At 61.2% G+C, this 20,400-nt stretch carries 17 protein-coding genes and 1 other RNA gene; 13 read left to right on the forward strand and 5 right to left on the reverse strand.

The features are described from left to right. Positions 1–94 precede the first annotated feature (94 nt). The 7 genes from Q1B40_RS01820 to Q1B40_RS01850 all read left to right on the forward strand — a co-directional run bounded on the left by Q1B40_RS01820 (position 95) and on the right by Q1B40_RS01850 (position 10,584). Positions 95–2,005 (forward strand): extracellular solute-binding protein, encoded by a 1,911-nt coding sequence (locus Q1B40_RS01820; protein WP_299809136.1) that lies wholly within the window; start codon positions 95–97, stop codon positions 2,003–2,005. Further along, the gene (locus Q1B40_RS01825) at positions 2,002–3,897 is read left to right on the forward strand and encodes an extracellular solute-binding protein (protein ID WP_299809139.1); all 1,896 of its coding nucleotides are present in this window, start codon (positions 2,002–2,004) and stop codon (positions 3,895–3,897) included. Before Q1B40_RS01820 ends, Q1B40_RS01825 begins: the two co-directional genes overlap by 4 nt. Before the next feature lie 65 nt (positions 3,898–3,962). Continuing rightward, positions 3,963–5,084 (forward strand): microcin C ABC transporter permease YejB, encoded by a 1,122-nt coding sequence (locus Q1B40_RS01830; RefSeq protein WP_299809142.1) that lies wholly within the window; start codon positions 3,963–3,965, stop codon positions 5,082–5,084. A gap of 3 nt (positions 5,085–5,087) precedes the next feature. Then, on the forward strand, positions 5,088–6,272 hold the full coding sequence (locus Q1B40_RS01835; protein ID WP_299809145.1) for an ABC transporter permease: 1,185 nt from the start codon (positions 5,088–5,090) through the stop codon (positions 6,270–6,272). Between the two features lie 25 nt (positions 6,273–6,297). After that, positions 6,298–7,929 carry an ABC transporter ATP-binding protein gene (locus Q1B40_RS01840; protein ID WP_299812489.1) on the forward strand — a complete coding sequence of 544 codons (1,632 nt, stop codon included), beginning with the start codon at positions 6,298–6,300 and terminating at the stop codon, positions 7,927–7,929. A 272-nt stretch (positions 7,930–8,201) separates the two neighbouring features. Then, positions 8,202–8,474 (forward strand): helix-turn-helix domain-containing protein, encoded by a 273-nt coding sequence (locus tag Q1B40_RS01845; protein ID WP_299809148.1) that lies wholly within the window; start codon positions 8,202–8,204, stop codon positions 8,472–8,474. A gap of 349 nt (positions 8,475–8,823) precedes the next feature. Beyond that, positions 8,824–10,584, forward strand: a complete 1,761-nt coding sequence (locus tag Q1B40_RS01850) for a SulP family inorganic anion transporter (protein WP_299809151.1) — start codon at positions 8,824–8,826, stop codon at positions 10,582–10,584. Between the two features lie 25 nt (positions 10,585–10,609). Here the strand turns inward: Q1B40_RS01850 and Q1B40_RS01855 are convergent, their stop codons facing one another. From Q1B40_RS01855 to Q1B40_RS01870, 4 genes are all read right to left on the reverse strand, one after another. After that, on the reverse strand, positions 10,610–11,824 hold the full coding sequence (locus tag Q1B40_RS01855; RefSeq protein WP_299809154.1) for a lytic murein transglycosylase: 1,215 nt from the start codon (positions 11,822–11,824) through the stop codon (positions 10,610–10,612). 66 nt (positions 11,825–11,890) lie between these two features. Beyond that, positions 11,891–12,469, reverse strand: a complete 579-nt coding sequence (locus Q1B40_RS01860; RefSeq protein ID WP_299809156.1) for a histidine phosphatase family protein — start codon at positions 12,467–12,469, stop codon at positions 11,891–11,893. 29 nt (positions 12,470–12,498) lie between these two features. Further along, positions 12,499–13,443, reverse strand: a complete 945-nt coding sequence (gene nudC / locus Q1B40_RS01865; RefSeq protein ID WP_299809158.1) for an NAD(+) diphosphatase — start codon at positions 13,441–13,443, stop codon at positions 12,499–12,501. Positions 13,444–13,575: 132 nt separating this feature from the next. Further along, positions 13,576–13,995, reverse strand: a complete 420-nt coding sequence (locus Q1B40_RS01870) for an HIT domain-containing protein (protein ID WP_299809161.1) — start codon at positions 13,993–13,995, stop codon at positions 13,576–13,578. A gap of 239 nt (positions 13,996–14,234) precedes the next feature. Between Q1B40_RS01870 and ffs the strand changes: the two genes are divergently transcribed. Beyond that, positions 14,235–14,332: signal recognition particle sRNA small type (ffs, locus tag Q1B40_RS01875), an RNA gene on the forward strand. Positions 14,333–14,430: 98 nt separating this feature from the next. Here the strand turns inward: ffs and Q1B40_RS01880 are convergent. After that, positions 14,431–14,700, reverse strand: coding sequence for a hypothetical protein (locus tag Q1B40_RS01880; RefSeq protein WP_299809164.1), 270 nt, complete (start codon positions 14,698–14,700; stop codon positions 14,431–14,433). A gap of 373 nt (positions 14,701–15,073) precedes the next feature. On the opposite strand from Q1B40_RS01880, the gene Q1B40_RS01885 reads away from it, so the two are divergent. From Q1B40_RS01885 to Q1B40_RS01905, 5 genes are all read left to right on the forward strand, one after another. Beyond that, on the forward strand, positions 15,074–16,981 hold the full coding sequence (locus tag Q1B40_RS01885) for a DNA polymerase III subunit gamma/tau (RefSeq protein WP_299812491.1): 1,908 nt from the start codon (positions 15,074–15,076) through the stop codon (positions 16,979–16,981). A gap of 91 nt (positions 16,982–17,072) precedes the next feature. Beyond that, positions 17,073–17,393: a YbaB/EbfC family nucleoid-associated protein gene (locus Q1B40_RS01890; RefSeq protein ID WP_299809167.1), complete on the forward strand. Its 321-nt coding sequence runs from the start codon at positions 17,073–17,075 to the stop codon at positions 17,391–17,393. 116 nt (positions 17,394–17,509) lie between these two features. Then, on the forward strand, positions 17,510–18,121 hold the full coding sequence (gene recR / locus Q1B40_RS01895; RefSeq protein WP_299809170.1) for a recombination mediator RecR: 612 nt from the start codon (positions 17,510–17,512) through the stop codon (positions 18,119–18,121). 163 nt (positions 18,122–18,284) lie between these two features. Then, positions 18,285–18,965, forward strand: a complete 681-nt coding sequence (locus tag Q1B40_RS01900; protein WP_299809173.1) for a sulfate transporter family protein — start codon at positions 18,285–18,287, stop codon at positions 18,963–18,965. A 63-nt stretch (positions 18,966–19,028) separates the two neighbouring features. Next, entirely contained in the window at positions 19,029–19,991 is a 963-nt protein-coding gene (locus Q1B40_RS01905) for a glutaminase (RefSeq protein WP_299809176.1), read from the forward strand. Positions 19,992–20,400 lie beyond the last annotated feature (409 nt).

The following is a 20,400-nucleotide window of genomic DNA, read 5'->3' on the forward strand; positions in this document are numbered from 1 at the left end:
ATCCGGCAGGTGACGTTTGGCCGGCTGGTCCCTAAACTGGTCCGTGACAGCCCAATTCATCCGGGCTGAGGAACGGAGAGGGATACAGAAGCTGATGATGGTCACATGGCGCGTTTTGAAGATGGCTGCGGCGCGGATCGCGCTTGCAGGGGCGATGTCCGTCACAGGCCTCGCATTGGCCGGCGTGACGATCGGGAGCCTTGCAAGCGGGACGGCATTTGCCGATGAGCCCGAGTGGCACCATGCATCCGCGCTCAACGGAACACCCAAATACGGTCCGGATGTTCCCCATTTTGATTACGTCAATCCGGACGCGCCGAAAGGCGGTGTCGTCAGGCTGGCGAGCAGCAGCAGCTTCGATACGTTCAATATCCTTGCCCAGAAGGGCAATATCGCGCCCGGTATTCTGGAGGTGTATGAAAGCCTCATGGAACCGTCGCTGGATGAAGACGACATCAGCGCGCAATATGCCGTCCTTGCGAACGCCGTCCGGTTTCCCGACGACTATTCCTGGGTCGAATACAGGATCGACCCGAACGCAAGATGGCACGACGGCGAGCCGGTAACCGCCGAAGACGTCGTCTGGTCGTTCGAAAAGGCGATCGAACTCGATCCCCGCCGGAAATTCTACTATCAGAACGTCACATCGACCGAGATCGTCGCGGACAACGTCGTCCGGTTTACCTTCGATTCCGTGGGCAACCGCGAGCTGCCGAAAATCATGGGCCAGCTTACCATTTTGCCGAAGCACTGGTGGGAAGGCAAAAACGCCGAGGGTGAGCCGCGTGACATTTCCCGCGCAACCCTGGAGCCGCCGCTCGGGTCGGGCCCTTACCGGATCAAGGACTTCTCGCCCAGCCGTCAGGTGATCTACGAACGTGTTGAGGACTATTGGGGCAAGGATCTGCCGTTCCGGGTTGGTACCAACAATTTCGACGAGATCCGCTACATCGCCTTCCTTGACGATTCCGTCCAGTTCGAGGCGTTCAAGGGTGACCAATACGACTTTCACGTCGAGCGCAGTTCCAGCCAATGGGCCAAACGATATGATTTTCCGGCTGTCAGGGACGGTCGGGTCGTGAAGGAGATTTTTCAGGACAAGTCCACCGGCGTCATGCAGGGCTTCTTCTTGAACCTGCGCCGGGAAAAATTCCAGAATCCGGATGTCCGCAGGGCGCTCAACTACGCCTATGATTTCGAAACGACCAACGAGATCGTCTCGGCAAACCTGCTGAAGCGGGTCAATTCCTATTTTGCGGGAACCGAGCTTGCCTCCTCCGGTCTGCCGCAAGGCAAGGAACTGGAAATACTCGAGGAAGTCCGCGATCAGGTACCGCCCGAGGTGTTCACCGAGGAATACACCAATCCTGTCGGCGGAAACCCGCAGAATGTGCGCGCCAATCTTCGCGAAGCCGTGAATCTGCTCCGCGGAGCCGGGTTCGAGCTCAAGGACAGGAAGATGATCGATCCGGCGACCGGCGAGCAGTTGAGCGTGGAGTTCCTTTACCGGGACAAGGCCAGCGAACGGACGTTGCTCCCCTATGCAAAGAACCTGGAAAGTATCGGCATCAACCCTGTCCTGCGTCTGGTGGATGTCTCCCAGTTCGTCAACCGGGTGCGCAGCAGGGACTTCGACACCGTCGTGCTGGCAATCGGTCAGTCCCTGTCTCCGGGCAACGAGCAGCGCGAATACTGGGGTTCTGAATCGGCGGACAATCCGAGTTCGGCAAACTACAGCGGCATCAAGAACCCGGCGATTGACCACCTGATCGACAAGGTGATCTTCGCGCAGGACCGCGAAACGCTTGTGGCCGCGACCCATGCGCTCGACCGGGTGCTTCTGTGGAACCACTACGTGGTGCCGCAATTCTATTCCGACGAAACCAGGACAGCCCGCTGGAACCGCTTCGGCCATCCCGACCGGATGCCCGAATACAGCACCGGCTTCCCGGCCATCTGGTGGTACGACGCGGAGCTGGCGGAAAAGACGGGAGCGGAAAGATGATCGGGTTCTCCTCCCCGTCGCGCCGGCGGCTGCTGCAACTGACCGGCGCTGTCGCGGTGGCAGGGCTGGGGCCGTGGTCAGCGGGCCCCGGTGCTGCCGCGCCGAGTGCGGCCGGGAAAGGACCCCAGCATGGCCTGTCCGTTTTCGGGGATCTCAAATACGGGCCCGGTTTCACCCATTTCGACTACGTCAATCCGAATGCCCCGAAGGGGGGAACATTCTCCTTTACCGCCCCCTACTGGTACTTCAACCAGAACCCGCAGACCTACAACACCTTCAATTCCTTCATCCTGAAGGGAGATGCGCCGCCGCGCATGGAACTGTGTTTCGACACGCTCATGGTCCGCGCCCAGGACGAACCGGATGCGGTCTACGGTCTGGTGGCGGAAACGGTCGAGGTCTCGGAAGACGGAAATCGCTATTTCTTCAATCTGCGTCCGGAGGCGAAGTTCCATGACGGTTCAAAGCTGACGGCGGAAGATGTCGCCTTCTCCATCCTGTTGCTGAAGGCGGACGGGCATCCGCTTCTGAGCCAGCCTCTGGCAGCCCTGAAGGATGCCGAGGTCCTGAGCGAGAACCGGGTCGCCCTGCATTTCGACGGCACCCAGGCGCTGCAGCTGGCGCTGGTCATCGCCACCGACTATCCGATCTTTTCCAAGCGCTATTACACCGCTTACGACTTTAAGCAGTCCACCCTGACACCGCCGCTGTCCTCGGGCCCCTACAAGGTCGGCAAGCATGCGGTCGGCCGATATGTCGAGTATCACCGGGTTGAAAACTACTGGGGCCGGGACCTGCCGGTGATGGCGGGCCAGTGTAATTTCGCGGCCATCCGGCTTGAGTTCTTTCGCGAACGGCAGGTCGCATTCGAGGCCTTCAAGAAGGGTAATCTCCTCTATCGCGAAGAGTTCACCTCCAAGAACTGGGCGACGGAGTATAATTTCCCGGCGATTGAAAACGGCGAGGTCGTCCGGAGAGAATTTCCCGACGGACGGCCCTCGGGAGCGCAGGGCTGGTACTTCAACACGCGCCGCGAAAAATTCAGGGACCCGAGGGTTCGCCAGGCGCTTGGCTACGCCTTCGATTTCGAATGGTCCAACAAGAACCTCTTTTACGGACTTTACGACCGGACCGTGTCGTATTTCGAGAATTCCGACATGAAGGCCGAGGGGCTACCGTCAGCCGAAGAACTCGCCCTTCTCGAACCTTTCCGCGATCAGCTCCCTGAAGCGGTATTCGGCGAAGCGGTCGTCCCGCCGGTGAGCGACGGTTCCGGGAACGACCGGTCCCTGTTGCGCAGGGCGAGCGATCTGCTGAGCGAGGCTGGCTACCAGCGCGATGGCACGGAACTTGTCGGTCCGGACGGAAAACCGCTGGAAATCGAGTTCCTGAACAACACCACCGCCTTCGAGCGGATCACCAACCCGATGATCAAGAACATGCAAAGGCTGGGCATCAAGGCCAGCCTGCGCGTCGTCGATCCGGCTCAGTACCAGTCACGCCTCAACGACTTCGATTTCGACGTCGCCAGTCAAAGGGTCTCGTCCTCGGCGACGCTTTCCGATGATGTGCGCGAACTTTGGGGGTCGCGGGCGGCAGAAATACCGGGCTCTCACAACATTGCCGGCGTTGCCGACCCCGTGGTCGACGCCATGATGGACAAGGTCATCGCGTCGCGGAGCCGCGAGGAGATGGACACCGCCGCGCGGGCCCTGGACCGGGTTTTACGCTCCGGATATTACTGGATCCCGCAGTGGTACAAGAACATCCACACTGTCGCCATGTGGGATGTCTACGGCTATCCGGAAAAGACACCGCGATATCTTTTCCCCATCGAGGAACTCTGGTGGATAGACAAGGAAAAGGCCGCAAAACTCGGCAAAGCCGGTTAAGCTTGAAAAGTGACACCTCGGGCCCGCGTCAGAAGGCCGGTTGAAAAAGGGACTGCACAGTTTCCATGGGCGCTTATATCCTTCGCCGTTTGCTGCTGATGATACCGACGCTGGTCGGGATCATGGCCATCAACTTCTTCATCATTCAGTTCGCACCCGGTGGGCCGGTCGAGCGGGTCATCGCCCAGCTTTCCGGCACCGATGTCTCGGCAACGGCGCGCATAAGCGGCGGCAGCAGCGACATGATGGGCACCGGCAACGACGCCTCGGGCGGCAGTGGCGGTGGAGCGGACAGCGTCACCTCCAAGTACCGCGGTGCGCGGGGGCTCGATCCGGAGTTCATCAAGGAACTCGAAGTCCAGTTCGGCTTCGACAAACCGCCGTTTGAACGCTTCCTGAACATGCTCTGGAACTATGCAAGGTTCGATTTCGGCGAAAGCTACTTCCGCGACATTCGCATTCTGGATCTGATCGCCGAGAAGCTGCCCGTCTCGATCTCTCTGGGGCTCTGGATGACCCTGATCTCCTATCTGGTCTCCATCCCGCTCGGCATCCGCAAGGCAGTGACGGACGGCTCCCGCTTCGACGTGTGGACCTCCGGCGTGATCGTTGTGGCATACGCCATTCCGGGCTTCCTGTTCGCGGTGTTGCTGATCGTGCTGTTTGCCGGTGGGTCCTTCTGGGACTTCTTCCCGCTGGTCGGCCTCGTGTCGGAAAACTGGGAGCAGCTCTCCTGGCCTGAACGTATTGCCGACTATTTCTGGCACCTTGCCCTGCCGCTGACCGCGATGGTGCTGTCCGCCTTCGCCACCACAACCCTGTTGACGAAGAACTCCTTCCTCGACGAAATCCGCAAACAATATGTGACCACGGCGCGGGCCAAGGGCCTGACCGAACGCCAGGTGCTTTACGGACATGTTTTCCGCAATGCCATGCTGATTGTCGTCGCCGGATTTCCGGGGGCCTTCATCTCGTCCTTCTTCGCGGGATCTCTCCTGATCGAAACGATCTTCAATCTCGACGGGCTGGGCCTGCTCAGCTTTGAATCCGTCATCAACCGCGACTACGCCGTGGTCTTTGCAACACTCTACATCTTCTCGCTGATGGGGCTTCTGGTGAACCTGATTTCCGACCTGACCTACACCTGGATCGATCCGCGCATCGATTTCGAGAGCAGGGAGGTCTGAGCGATGGATTCACGGCTCACCAAGGATATGGAAAACGCAGGCTACGACGTGCTCAATCCGCTGGCCGAAGAGACAGCGCCGCCGCCGCGGAAAATGCGCCTCTCGCCGATCAATCAGCGCAGGCTGATGAATTTCAAGGCCAACAGGCGTGGCTTCTGGGCGCTCTGGGTCTTTCTGGTACTGTTCATCCTGGCAATGCTTGCCGAGTTCGTCACCAACGACCGGCCGATCATCGCGGTTTACAACGGCGAATTGCTGGCGCCGGTCTTCGTCGACTACCCGGAAGAAAAATTCGGCGGCTTCCTGGCGGTGACCGACTATCGCGATCCTTTCATCCAGGAAGAGATCGCCGCCAACGGCTGGATGCTGTGGCCGCCGGTGCGCTATTCCTACCGCTCCGTGAACCACGACATTCCGATCCCGGCTCCGGCGCCGCCGTCATGGACGATGGACAAGGAAAAACGCTGCTCGCGCTATCCGCTCGGCGCGGAGGACCCCAATTGCAACATGGGCAACTGGAACTGGCTCGGCACCGATGACCAGGGCCGGGACGTCCTGGCCCGCCTTGTCTACGGCTTCCGGATCTCGGTGCTGTTCGGCCTGGCGCTGACGCTGGCTTCCTCCGTCATCGGCATCGCCGCCGGCGCCGTGCAGGGCTACTACGGCGGCTGGGTGGATCTTCTGTTCCAGCGGTTCATCGAGGTCTGGACCGCGATCCCGACCCTGTATCTGATCTTGATCGTTTCCTCGTTTCTGGTGCCGGGTTTCTGGACCCTGTTCACGATCCTGCTCGCCTTTTCATGGGTGGCGCTGGTGGGCGTGGTGCGGGCGGAATTCCTGCGCGGCCGGAATTTCGAGTATATTTCGGCGGCCCGTGCGCTCGGTGTCTCCAATCCGGTCATCATGTGGCGGCACCTGCTGCCCAATGCCATGGTCGCGACGCTTACCTTCATGCCGTTCATTCTGAACGGGTCCATCTCGACGCTGACCGCCCTGGATTTTCTCGGCTTCGGCATGCCGCCCGGCTCCGCCTCGCTTGGGGAGTTGCTGGCGCAGGGCAAGAACAACATCCAGGCGCCCTGGCTGGGCATCACCGGCTTCATCGTCATCTCGCTGATGCTGAGCCTTCTGATCTTCATCGGCGAGGCTGTGCGCGACGCCTTCGATCCGCGCAAGAGCTTCTTGTGAGGCGGGCAGTATGAGTGAAAACACCATGACCAACGAGCCGCTCCTGTCTGTCGAAGACCTCTCTGTCGCCTTTACCCAGAGCGGCCGGGAAACCCTTGCCGTCGACAGGATTTCCTTCGACGTCCGCAAGAGGGAGACCGTTGCCCTGGTCGGCGAGAGCGGGTCCGGCAAGTCGGTCTCCGCACTGTCGGTTCTCAAGCTGCTGCCCTATCCCACGGCCTCGCACCCCTCCGGCCGGATACTCATGAACGGCCGCGATCTCCTGCAGGCCGATGACGGCGAGATACGCAAGGTGCGCGGCAACGACGTGTCGATGATCTTTCAGGAGCCGATGACCTCGCTCAATCCGCTGCATCCGGTGGAAAAGCAGATCGCCGAGATCCTCAAGATCCATCGGGGCATGGGTGACGCCCAGGCAAGGACACGCGTTCTGGAATTGCTCAATCAGGTCGGCATCCACGACCCGGAGCAGCGGCTGAACTCCTATCCGCACCAGCTTTCCGGCGGACAGCGCCAGCGGGTGATGATCGCCATGGCGCTTGCCAACGAGCCGGATCTTCTGATCGCGGACGAACCGACCACGGCTCTGGACGTGACGGTGCAGGCGCAGATCCTGGAACTGTTGAAGGATCTGAAGCGCAAGCACGGCATGGCCATGCTTTTCATCACCCATGATCTCGGCATCGTGCGCAAATTCGCCGACAGGGTCTGCGTGATGACGGACGGCAAGATTGTCGAGCAAGGGCCAGTCGCCGAGATCTTCGACAACCCGCAGCACGATTACACCAGGCACCTGCTTGCCGCCGAACCCAAGGGTCAGCCGCCCGCGACCGACACGGAAAAGCCCATCGTGGTGCAGGCCGACGATCTGAAGGTCTGGTTCCCTGTCAAACGTGGCTTCCTGCGCAAGACCGTCGATCACATCAAGGCGGTCGATGGCATCGACGTCACGGTCCGTGAAGGCCAGACGCTCGGGATCGTCGGTGAGAGCGGGTCGGGCAAGACGACGCTCGGCCTGGCGATCCTGCGGATGATTTCCTCCACCGGACGCATCGCCTTCAAGGGGCAGGACATCCAGACACATTCCTGGAAGGAAATGCGTCCGCTGCGGCGGGACATGCAGATCGTCTTCCAGGATCCCTATGGCGCGCTGAGCCCGCGCATGTCGGTGGCCGAAATCGTCGGCGAAGGCCTGAAGGTGCATTTTCCGGGGATCACTGCGGAGGAGCGCGACCGCAGGGTGGCAAAGGCGCTGGAGGAGGTCGGGCTCGATGCCGCGACCCGGCACCGCTACCCGCACGAGTTTTCCGGCGGCCAGCGCCAGCGGATCTCCATTGCCCGCGCCATGGTTCTGGAACCCAAATTCGTCATGCTGGACGAGCCGACGTCCGCGCTCGACATGAGCGTGCAGGCCCAGGTGGTCGACCTCCTGCGCGATCTGCAAAAGGCTCACGGCCTGGCCTATCTGTTCATTTCCCACGACCTGAAGGTTGTGCGGGCGCTCGCCAACGAGGTCGTCGTCATGCGTCAGGGCAAGGTGGTGGAATCCGGTTCCTCGGAACAGATTTTCGACGCCCCGCGGACCGACTACACCAAGGCCCTGATGGCGGCGGCGTTCCGTCTCGAGGCCGCGCCGGAAGGCATCGTCAGCGTCTGATCCGCAATGGCCGCCGCCGCCCGCCAGTGCCGGCCGTCTTTTGGGTTTTTCTCTTTCTCATCTCATCACTCGTACGGAACACGCGATCCCGGTCTTGAACCGGGATCCGCCGTGAGACTCGAACTCCACGCTGGGGGCGGGGTATTGCGGCGCGTTGCCGGTTTTCCACATCACAAAGGACCGGCTACGTATCTAGAGCTGCAATATTAATGCTTGAAACATGACTTTAGATATGTCAGATAGTTAATCTAAGGGGCAAAGGATAAGTTTGCATGATCACAGCCGCACAAATGCGCGCCGCCCGCGCCCTTGCCGGTATCGACCAGAAAACACTCGCCGAAAAGGCCGGTGTCTCGGTGCCGACGATCCAGCGCATGGAAGCCAGCGATGGCAATGTGCGCGGAGTCATTGAGACACTGACGAAGGTTATCGATGCGCTCAATGCCTGTGGGGTCGAAATCCTCGGCGACAATCAGCCGAGCACCGGCGGCGGGCGAGGCGTCCGGCTGATGCAGCCGGGTTCCTCCGGCACTCCGGCAAAGTGATGTGCGGAAATTTTCCAAGTGACGGCGATTCCTCGCTTTAGGGTACGGACTCATAAAATTATGCTTTCAGGTCGTTCAGAAAACGTTTGGTTCCAAGGCGCAAGATCGCAGGAAACCTTTATGGTTTTCAAGATTTTGCAACGCCGGAGACAATCGCTTTCTGAACGATCCGAAGGACATCAATCCGGCTGCGAAGAGCCGCGTCAAAGCCTTTGCCCCATGCACCAGCATGGCGCTTCAGGCTTTTCCTAACTCTTCTTTGCCGGGTTGATGCCTGGAAGTACAATTTTATGGGTCCGTACCCTAGCGGGGGCGGTCCCGTCGCATTCAAGTAGACTGGACTGACAGGATGGACGCTTCTCGGCAGGTGCAAACCGGGTCGACAGCCGGCGGACCGGGGACGGATCGTTTTCCCGAGCCGACATTTCTCGAACTCTTCACGCCCAAGCTGGTGACCGTTTTCCGGGAAGGTTATCACTGGCCGCAGTTCCGCGCCGACGCGATTGCCGGGCTGACCGTTGCCATTGTCGCCTTGCCCCTGTCGATGGCAATTGCCATCGCGTCCGGCGTCTCGCCGGAGCGGGGTCTGTTCACCGCCATTATCGGCGGTTTCCTGATTTCCGCTCTTGGCGGCAGCCGATTCCAGATCGGCGGACCGGCGGGTGCTTTCATCGTGCTGGTCGCCGCGACCGCGCACCTTCACGGCATCGAGGGTCTGCTGCTGGCTACCATGATGTCCGGCGTCTTCATGCTTGTCGGCGGTTACCTGCGGCTCGGCACCTATATCAAGTTCATTCCCTATCCGGTGACCGTCGGCTTTACCGCCGGCATTGCCGTGATCATTTTCGCCAGCCAGCTCAAGGAACTGTTCGGACTGACGCTGGAGGGTGCGGAGCCCGGCGAGTTCGTCGAGAAACTGGCCGTGCTCTCGGCTGCGGCGCCAACGGTCAATGCCGCTGCCGTGACAGTGGCCGCGCTCACGATCGGTGCGATCCTGATCTTGAAACGCCTGCGGCCGGGCTGGCCGGGCATGCTGATCGCGGTGGTCGCCGCGTCCCTTGCCGCGACGCTGTTCGCACTGCCGGTGGAGACAATCGGCACCCGCTTCGGCGGTATCCCCCGCAGCCTGCCGCTGCCCTCGCTGCCGGTGTTTGACGGCGAACTCATGCTTGCCATCCTGCCTGATGCGATTGCCTTCGCCTTGCTGGGATCGATTGAATCCCTGCTGTCGGCCGTCGTCGCCGACGGCATGACCGGGCGTCGCCACCGTTCCAATTGCGAGCTTGTCGCCCAGGGCGTTGCCAATATTGTCTCGGCGCTGTTCGGAGGCATCTGCGCGACAGGTACAATCGCGCGCACGGCAACCAATGTGCGCGCCGGTGCACACGGCCCGGTCGCCGGTATGTTGCATGCGCTGTTCCTGCTTGGCTTCATGCTGGTGGCCGCACCGCTGGCCAGCTACATTCCGCTGGCCGCTCTTGCCGGCGTTCTGGCGGTCGTTGCCTGGAACATGGTCGAAAAGCAGGCGTTCGCCGCCCTCATCCGTTCGTCGCGCGGCGACGCGCTTGTTCTGCTCGTCACCTTTCTGCTGGTCGTCTTCCGCGACCTGACGGAAGGCATCGTCGTCGGCTTCGCGCTGGGCGCTGTTCTCTTCATCAACCGGATGTCGAAGACGATTGCCGTTGAAGCGCATGTCCCGGCACCGCTCGACGATGTTGCCGACAGGACCAACGGCGACCGCTATGCCTATCATGCCGAGAGCGCCAGCGATCCTCATACGGTCATCTACCGGATCTCCGGAGCATTCTTCTTCGGTGCCGCCGCCACCGTCGGCTCGGTGCTGGATCGGATCGCCGACCAGAGGCGAAACTTCATCCTCGACTGTTCGGCGGTTCCCTTCCTGGATTCAACCGCCGCCAGCGTCATCGAGGGCACCGTACGCAAGGCCCATCGCGCCGGGGTGCGCTTCTTCATAACCGGTGCATCCGAGCAGACGCGCCGCATGCTGGTCACGCACAATGTCCGCCCGCCCCAGGTGCGCTACAAGGCAACGATTGAAGCGGCGCTGCGGCAGCTCAAGACCGAAGACGAGACGCGACCGGATCAGTAACAGCGGCGTTTATGGAAATGCCGTCTCATCCCACCCAACAGGTGGCGAAGAAGCCGTTCTTTTCCTGGTCCTTGCCGATGGAGCGCCGGGTCTTGAAGCCGATCAGCCCGTCGGCGCCGCCGACGTCATGGCCGAGGCCTTCAAGGCGCTGCTGCAGATTGCGCACCGCGCCACGGGTGGTTTCCTTCATCGGTTTCCACTCTCCGGCAAAGCCCTTGTTGCTGCCGTAGCGGTCGGCCAGATGGCCGATGAAGAGCGCATAGGTGTCGCTCTCGTTGTAGTCCTTGATCACGTAGAAGTTTTCCGTGGCGATGAAAGCCGGGCCATACCGGCCGGCAGGCAGGAGAATGTTGCCCGGCCGGTTCAGTTCATGATCCGGAAAAGGCTTGCCGCTGACCCGCCTGACGCCTTCCCGGGCGAAGGCGGAGATCTTCTGGCGGTTGTCCGGCCCCTCGCGGGTGCACGATACGCTGTCGGGCAAGATCACCTCATAACCCCAGTCCCGGTCCTTGACCCAGCCGTGTTCGGACAGGTAGTGCGCGATAGAGGCCATGGTGTCGACCTCGGACGTCCAGATGTTGCGCTTGCCGTCACCGTCGAAATCGACGGCATATTTCAAGTAGGACGACGGCAGGAATTGCGGCTGGCCCATTGCTCCGCCCCAGGAGCTTTTCATCGCCTGCCGCGAGATGTCACCGTTCTGCAGGATTTTGAGCGCGGCGATCACCTCGCCTTTGAAGAAGTCCGGCCGCTGTCCCATGAAGGCCTGTGTCGCGACAACGCGCAGAGCGTCATGGGGGATCTTGGCGCCGCCATAGCCGCTCTCCCGGGCCCAGATAGCCAGGATGATGCGCTTGGGAACGCCATAGCGGGCCTCGATCTTTTGAAGCGCTGCGGCATGCTTCTGCATCAGGCTGCGTCCGCGCGGTACCAGCGCGTTGAACTGGCTGTCGCGGAAATAGCGGGCGGGCGACTTGAATTCGGACTGAAAGTTGACCTTCGGCGGCGCGCCCTTGCCGCCCGGACCGACGAGGCCGGGCAGGGACGTGTCCGGCGTGAGGCCGGCAAGCTCCCGGTCGAGCGTCGCCTGAGAAACCCCCGCCTGCCGTGCGGCGGGCATGATTTCGGTCTTCAGGAACTGCCTGAACTGCGCGTCGTATTGACCGGCCTGCAGCTGAAATCCGGAAAAGACGAAAGCGGCAAGGACGGCTGAGCAAAGTGTTGCAATTCGGCGGATCAAGACAGGCTCCGGAAGTTGACTCTCTATCGTGAGCCTAACACGTCGGAAGCCTGAGTTGGAGCGTGCCTAAAGCTCTGTCCAGCTCAAATTGCGGCCCGTCTGGTCCGTCAGCCAGGTCTTTTCGAAGCGGAACCAGCTGCCGCCGCGCGTCTGGTCGTGCGCTCTGGAGATCGGCGCGCCCATCAGGTGGCACATCAAAAGCGTGCCGACGCCGCCATGTCCGGTAAAGAGGACGGGGTCCGCCTCCGCAACGTGGCGCATGGCGCTTCGGATGCCGGTGACGATCCGGTTCTGCGCATCGATTGCCCGCTCCCAGCCACGGACGGACTTGTAGGGATCGGCGAAGAACGCGTCGGCGGTTTCCTCGAACTCCTCAGGCGGAAGAAAACCCGTCGCGCTGCGGTCGTTCTCGTGCAGGAAAGGCAGGGTCCGTTGAGAGACGTTCAGGCGTGCGGCAAAGGTCTGTGCGGTTTCCAGCGCCTTGGTTTCAGCGCTCGAAATCACGCCACGGATGTCCCCGGCAAAAGGCAGGAAGGCGGCCTTCGCCGCGCGCTGCCTGCCGACATCCGACAGGCCCCACTCCGGAACAGGTACCTCGGGGTCGATCGCGACCTCCGGGTGGGTCAGATACACGCACCAGGTCATGCCGTTCCATCCTCGTATTTTGGGCGGATCTAGATCCGCTTATCCAGCCAACCGGTGATCAGTTCATAGGCGATGGAGATCGACGGCGGGATCCTGTGGCCTTCCGGATGCGTGTCGGCCATCATCTGGCGGACCTCCTCCCGGTCGCACCACTTGCACGCCTCCAGTTCGTCATCCTCGATCTCGATTTCGGAAGATATCGCCATGCCGGTGCAGCCCATCATCAGGTTGGCCGGAAACGGCCAGGGCTGGTTGGCGATGAGCCGGACGTCTCCGACCCGGATGCCTGATTCTTCCAGGGTCTCGCGGCGAACGGCCTGTTCCACGGTTTCTCCCGGCTCCATGAAACCGGCAAGCGTCGTGTAAATGCCTTCCGGCAGCCGTGCCGGACGGCCCAGCAGCGCCCGCTCGCCATCGGTGATCAGCATGATCACGCAAGGATCCGTGCGCGGGAAATGCTGACCGCCGCAGACAGGGCAGTCTCGCCGGTAGCCGGCCTCGGCCATGAAGGATTTTTCGCCGCAGCGCGAGCAGAAACGGTGGGTCCGGTGCCAATGCACCAGCGCGCGGGCCTGGGCCAGCGGCCCGAGATCCTGCGGCGGGAAAAGGTGCTGCAGCGCCAGCGTTCTCAGGTTGACCAGCCGCAGATCCGCCTGCGTCTCCAGGTCCTCATCACTCTGCGGCAGCGTGGCCGCGAAGAGCGCTTGCCCGGTTTCGGGCCGCAATCCCAGGAAAACCAGTTCGTCCGGGTCGGCTCCCAGCGCCTTGGCGGCGGAGAGCCCATGCCCGATTGCTAGCGTTTCGGCGGCGGGAAAGACCAGCGTCGTGTCGGTTGACAGCACCACTTGCGTGTCCGGCTTGTTCAAAAGTCCGGAGAGATAGCTTTGGTCGCCGCGCCGCGTCGATTGCCGGTCGAGGGTGTTGCCGAGAAAGCTCATCTCCATCGGCAGGAGACCGGCGGCGCTGGCTTGCATGTTCTGATCCTTGGAGAGTTTTTGAAAGGAAATGTGCTGGCAATGCATCGGGTGCGGCAAAGACTGGGGGTAACCTAGGACGCCAGGGGGAGGGTGTCCAGATGGCCTTCCCGGCGAACCGGGGTGCCCTTGCTATTCGTCTTCAGATGCGAAGGCGTCCCGCAGCTGTTCGATCAGATCGTCCGCCTTTTCCGGCTCGTACGGCTGTGCGGGCACCGCACCCCAGACCGGTCCCGGCCATGCAGCGTCGTCGCGGAAGCGCGCGATAACATGCACATGCAGCTGGGACACCTGGTTGCCGAGCGCCGCGACATTGAGTTTTTCGCAGTTGATCACGGAGCGCAGCACCTTGCTGGCGCGGGCAATCTCCTTGATGAGCTGCTGCTGGTCCTGCTCGTCGAGGTCGATGATTTCGACCATATCCTGTTTGCGCGGGATGAGCATCAGCCAGGGATAGGTGGCATCCTTCATCAGGCGCACGGCGCAAAGCGGCAGGTCCGCAACGAAATAGCTGTCGCCTTCGAGGCGCGGGTTGAGGTTGAAAAAGGACATGTCTCTTTGATCCAGAGGCTTCAAGGCAAAGCGGTACGGGGCAACCGGGTCAGAGTTTCCCGATCAATTTCGGCCAGCATAGGTGCAGACCGGGCGCAAAGTGAAATGGTTTTCACGCCTTTTGCCGACAATGGGATGGAAGACCGGGTGACGCTGCAGCGGACGGCTGGTCTACCGGCAAATAAAAAACGGGCCGCCCTCTTGCCAAACCCCATGGGGCTTCTGATATAAGGCCCTCGGGAGGTTGGTGGTGGACGAGCCACTCGCCAACCGGGTCAGGTCCGGAAGGAAGCAGCCCTAACGAGCCTCGGCACGGGTCGCCGTGCCAGCCTCCCACCCAACATACCGGACGTATCCGGCTTCAGAATGTCAAAGCACCGCCGGATGTCAGCGGTGCTTTTTTGTTTGGGTCTTCTGCGGTTTGAAGCAGTCGCTTCAGGCTTTGCCGCCATTCAGGCGGCGCTCGTTGGAGCGCACGCGCTTCGCATAGGGCTTGACGGCCGCCGCCGCGAGAGCCTCGCCATGCCGGCTGGAAAAGTCCGGCTGCCGGCCGAGACTCATGGTCTTGAAGAAGGCCAGCCCCTGGAGAGCCATGGTGCTGTTGATGGCCATGACGCTTTCGATGGAAGCCTCGGCTTTTTCAAACACCATGCGGTTCATCTCGGTGGCATCGTGTGCTTCACCCGCAAAAGCGGATGCTGCCATGGATTCGCACCGTTTTGCGATGACCATCGGCGCGTGAAACCACAGGCTGAACATGTCGTTCGCAAGATTTGATTTTTTGGTTATGACGGTGTCTCCGTGAGAGGAATGCCTGGCGGCGATAAATTGGAACCGCTCTGGCCCGCATGATGCGGTAAACATATAAATAATACTCTACATATGGCCCCTTGGTTCCATAAAATAAGGACTGGGTTAAAAGAACGCTTCATAACCGGTGGCATTTGTGGAGAACCCGCCCTGCCATTCACAGAAAAACTTTCAAAGGCCCGTCCCACTTTGCAAAAAAATCGCTATGGTGCAGCCCATGGATGAGACAGGCTTTCCGCAGGAAGGCGCCGCAGCGGCGCCGGGTCCGATGAGCGATCACGACACCGCCAAACCGGCTTCGAAGGATGGGGCTTATCGCGTTCTTGCGCGCAAATACCGCCCGAAAACCTTCGAGGATCTGGTTGGCCAGGAACCGATGGTGCAAACGCTGGAAAACGCGTTCGACACCGGACGTATCGCCCAGGCGTGGATGCTGACCGGTGTGCGCGGTGTCGGCAAGACCACAACGGCCCGCATCCTCGCCCGCGGGCTCAACTACGAGGTGCCCGGCACCGCGGACAAGCCGACGGTCAGGCTCGAGCAGGAAGGCACGCACTGCCGGGCGATCATGGAAGGCCGCCATGTCGATGTCATCGAGATGGACGCCGCCTCCCACACCGGCATCGGCGACATCCGCGAGATCATCGATGCGGCGCGTTACCGTCCGGCGACTGCGCGCTACAAGGTCTACATCATCGACGAGGTGCACATGCTCTCCAATGCGGCCTTCAACGGTCTGTTGAAGACGCTGGAAGAGCCGCCCGAACATGTGAAATTCATCTTCGCCACAACGGAAATCCGCAAGGTTCCGATCACGGTGCTCTCCCGGTGCCAGCGCTTCGACCTGCGCCGGATAGAGCAATCGAAACTGATCGCCCTGCTGCGCCGCATCTCGGATGCGGAAAACATCCGGATCTCCGACGACGCCCTGATGCTGATCGCCCGGGCCGGTGAAGGCTCAGCGCGCGATTCGCTTTCCCTTCTCGACCAGGCGATGGCCCACGGGGGCGGCGCGATCGAGGCGGAAGACCTGCGCCAGATGCTGGGTCTCGCCGACCGCGCCAGGGTGATCGATCTCTTCGGGCATCTGATGGCCGGTCGTATTGACGAGGCGCTGGGCGAACTTCAGGCGCAATATGAGGTCGGGGCGGATCCCGCCATCGTGCTGACCGATCTGGCGGATTTCACCCACCTCGTGACGCGCATGAAGGTGGCGCCGAAGTCGGCGGACGAAGCGTCCGTGACCGAGGCCGAACGCAGCCGGGGCCGGGAGTTTGCCGAAAAGCTTTCCGTCAGGCTGCTCTCCCGGGCCTGGCAGATCCTTCTGAAAGGCGTGCAGGAAGTTCACGCCGCCGCCAAGCCTCTGGCTGCAGCCGACATGGTTCTGGTCCGTCTTGCCTATGCCGCCGATCTGCCCGACCCGGGCGATCTGATGGAACAGATCCGCAATGGCCGGAACCCGCTTGAGGGAGGCGCCCCCCAGGGTGGTGCCCCCTCTGGTGGCGCGCCATCTTCCGGAGCCCCCACGGGCGGGGGAGGCCCCACAGGCGGCGGAGCGCAGGCCATGGCCGTCGGCATGCCGCGCGGTTCCGGCATGCAGGGCGACGGCCCCACCATGCAGGGGGCAGATTCGCAGCAGCGCGGGGCAAGACCGCAGCTCTCGACCATTCAGGGCGGGATGCCACAACAACAGGCCGTGCCGCAACCGCAGGAGAGTGCGCCGCCGGCCCATACTCTGCGCAGCCTTCAGGATTGCGTGGCTCTCGCCTCCGAAAAGGGCGATATCCCGCTCAAGGTGAAGATCCAACGGCAGATGCGGCTGGTGAAATTCGAGCCCGGCAAGATCGAGATCCAGCCGACCGAGGACGCGCCTGCCGATATCGCCGGAGAGTTCGGCCGCAAGCTGACCGAATGGACGGGGCAACGCTGGTTCGTGGCGGTTTCACGCACCCAGGGACGCCCGACCATCCATGAGGAACAGGAAGCCAACCAGCAGCAGCTTCTGTCCGATGCCAGGTCTCATCCGACCGTCGCCGCACTTCTCAGCCAGTTTCCCGGTGCGCGGGTTGTCGACGTCAAGGTGCAGACCAGCGAGGAAGATGAAGCGGCCCTGGCAGATCCGCTTTTGAACGATCCCCTGCTGAACGAAGCTCTCGGGAATGACGAAGACGATTGATCTGCGATCATTGTTCTTCTAAATGCTGACCCCGAAGACAAGCGGTATGCGGCGACAGCCGGCGAATTGAGGCTTTAGAAGGAGTAGTTCCGTGGATTTCCTGAAGATGATGAAGCAGGCCAAGGAAATGCAGTCCCAGATGGGCTCCCTGCAGGAACAGATCGTAGAGATCGAGGTCGAAGGATCGTCCGGTGGAGGACTGGTCAAGCTCGCTCTCAACGGCAAGGGCGATCTCAAGAGCTTGAATATCGATCCCTCGCTCCTGAAAGAGGACGAGGTCGAAATCCTGGAAGATCTGATCATCGCGGCCCATACCGAAGCTCGCGCCAAGGTTGAGCTGGCGATCCAGGAAAAAACCCAGGAACTCATGGGTGGCCTTGGTCTGCCTGATGGCATGAAACTGCCGTTCTGACGGTCCTTGCCGGCTGTTACCGCTTTGCCTTCTCTCGCGTGGAGTAAAGCGCCTGTCAGGCGGAATGAGGGGAGTGGCCTCTCGGGGCCGTTGAAACCTTCATTGAAGAGAACATCATGGCGCAGAAAAGTGTTGCTGGTCCGGAAATCGAGCGGCTGATCCAGCTGCTGGCAAAACTGCCGGGCCTTGGCCCGCGCTCCGCCCGCCGCGCCGCCCTGCATCTCATCAAGAAAAAAGATCAGCTCCTGGTTCCGCTGGCGGAAGCCATGGGCGTTGCGGTGACCGAAATCGGCATCTGCTCCACCTGCGGCACGGTCGACACCTCGGATCCCTGCACCATCTGCTCCGATCCCAGACGGGAACAGGACGTCCTGGTGGTGGTCGAGGATGTCGCCGATCTGTGGGCGCTGGAGCGGGCCGGGGCGGTCAATGCCCGCTATCATGTCCTTGGCGGAACGCTGTCGCCGCTCGATGGCATCGGCCCCGAAGATCTCAATCTCGGTTCCCTGATCGATCGCTGCGGCGCCGACGGGTTCACCGAGATCATCCTGGCGATCAACGCCACCGTGGAGGGACAGACCACGGCCCACTATATCATGGACCAGCTCTCGCATCTGGATGTCCGGGTCACCCGGCTGGCACACGGCGTTCCGGTCGGCGGGGAGCTCGACTATCTCGACGAAGGCACGCTTAACCAGGCACTGAAAGCGCGGACACGGTTCGACTGACTGCCTGAATTGAAAAAAATAATCGGCTGAGACTGAAAAACATGCATCGGGATAGCGATGCAGACAACGCCGGTATGATCCAGGTGGCTGCAGACTGCGGCCTTGCATCGCCATCGCTGCGCACCTATGTCGACACGGTCATTCACAGATCGTCGAAGGTTCCATGTTCCAGGCTGCCTCCCGTGCCATGTCCCAGGTTTTCGAGCCGCCCTTCCGGGCGATCTTCTGGAAGCTGCTCGGTTTCACCCTCGGCGTTCTGCTGGTGATCTGGATTGCCCTCCAGGGGCTGGTCGCGAATTTCGTCGAGCTTCCCTATGGCTGGATGGATACGGCCCTGTCGGTTCTCACCGGCATCGGAGCGGTCTTCGTGCTGGGCTTTCTGATTGCGCCGATTTCCGCTCTTTTCGCCGGTTTCTTTCAGGACGAGATCGCCGACATCGTGGAAACCCGGGACTACCCGGGCGACGGGCCCGGCAGGGCACTGCCTCTGGGGCAGTCCATCGGTCAGACGATCAAGTTCACGGGCGTGGTGGTGCTCGGCAACCTGTTTGCCCTGCTGCTGCTTCTGGTCCCGGGCGTCAACCTGATCGCCTTTTTTATGGTCAACGGCTATCTGCTCGGCCGCGAGTTCTTCGAATTTGCCGCCATGCGCTTCATGCCCCCTGCAGAGGCCAAGGCGTTCCGCAAGGCACGCGGCGGCACCGTGTTTCTGGGCGGGCTGGTGATTGCCGCCTTGCTGGCGGTGCCGATTCTCAACCTGGTCACGCCGATCTTCGCGACCATCTTCATGATGCATCTCTTCAAGCGTCTGGCAGCCCGGCAGGTTGATCGTTCCGGGGCCTGATTGCCTCCCGGCCCTAGCTTTTTCGCTTCTCTTTCTGCAAAGGTCTCCGAAACGGAGAGCCACATGCAGGCGTTGTTGAACGAAATAGCCGAGGCTGCGGCAGCCGAGGCAGACAAGGGCAAGGTCGCGACCTATATTCCCGAACTTGCCGGGATAGACCCCGGGCAGTTCGGAATCGCAGTCGCCACGGCGGACGGAAAGCTTTTTTCCGCCGGGGACGCAGACGTGCCGTTTTCCATCCAGTCGGTCTCCAAGGTCTTCGCGCTCGCCCTCGCGCTCGGCAGGGTCGGCGAGCAGCTCTGGCGGCGCGTCGGGCGGGAACCTTCCGGACTGTCCTTCGATTCGGTTCTGCTGCTGGAGCGGGAGAAGGGCATTCCCCGCAATCCCTTCATCAACGCCGGCGCCTTGGTGGCCACCGACACCTATCTGGCCACGTCGAGGCCGCGCGAGGCGCTGGGGGAACTGCTGCACTTCATCCGCGCGGCGGCGGATGACGAGAGCATCCACATAAACGAAACGGTGGCCCGGTCGGAGATTGCCACCGCGCACCGAAACTTCTCCCTGGCCCACTACCTTGCCTCGTTCGACAATCTTCATGCCTCGGTCGACAAGGTGATCGGCACCTACAGTCACCAGTGCGCGGTCGAGATGACATGCCGGCAACTGGCGATGGCGGGCCGCTTCCTGGTCGATGCGCCCAAGATGCCGGCCCTTGTTTCCGATGAACGCCGCCGGCGCATCAACGCGCTGATGATGACCTGCGGCCATTATGACGGCTCCGGGGACTTCGCATTTCGTGTCGGCATGCCCGGCAAGAGTGGTGTCGGCGGCGGTATTCTGGTGATTTCACCGAGCAGGGCCTCGATTGCAGTCTGGTCGCCCGGGCTCAATCCCTATGGCAATTCCAAGCTTGGAACAGAAGCCATGCAGACCTTTTCGCACGAGACCGGTTGGTCGGTGTTCGGCGTTCCGCACAGGGGGCAACCGGCTGACCACGAGGTAAACTCACGGCTGACCACGAAATGACGAAACACTCACGGGAAGCCTGTTTGACCTTGAGGAAACCGGATCGGCGCACGGTTCCTGACAGTGTTCCGGCATTTCTTCTCCGTTCATGAGTTCACACCCTGGTAGGGAAGATTTGTCGCAGCCCCTATTTAAAACGGTTCAAAAGTGGTTTAGGTGCAATTAGGCCTATAGGATCTTTTGACCTTTCGAAGCGTTGGCGCTAGAACCTTTCTGAACAACGCTTTGATTTGCTTACGTTTACGCGAACGTAAATTGGAGCGACTGAACTCAGGAAATACCGCCGATGGCGGTAATCGGGCCTTTTTCAGGGTCTTAATCGGCCGGTTTTTCCCGAATTCATGCCGCTCGGAATTTTTAAGATCGATCAACTTTTATGCTTTCATATGGGTCCATATGAAAACTTGTT

It is taken from the genome of uncultured Roseibium sp., assembly GCF_947496995.1.
GTDB lineage: Bacteria > Pseudomonadota > Alphaproteobacteria > Rhizobiales > Stappiaceae > Roseibium.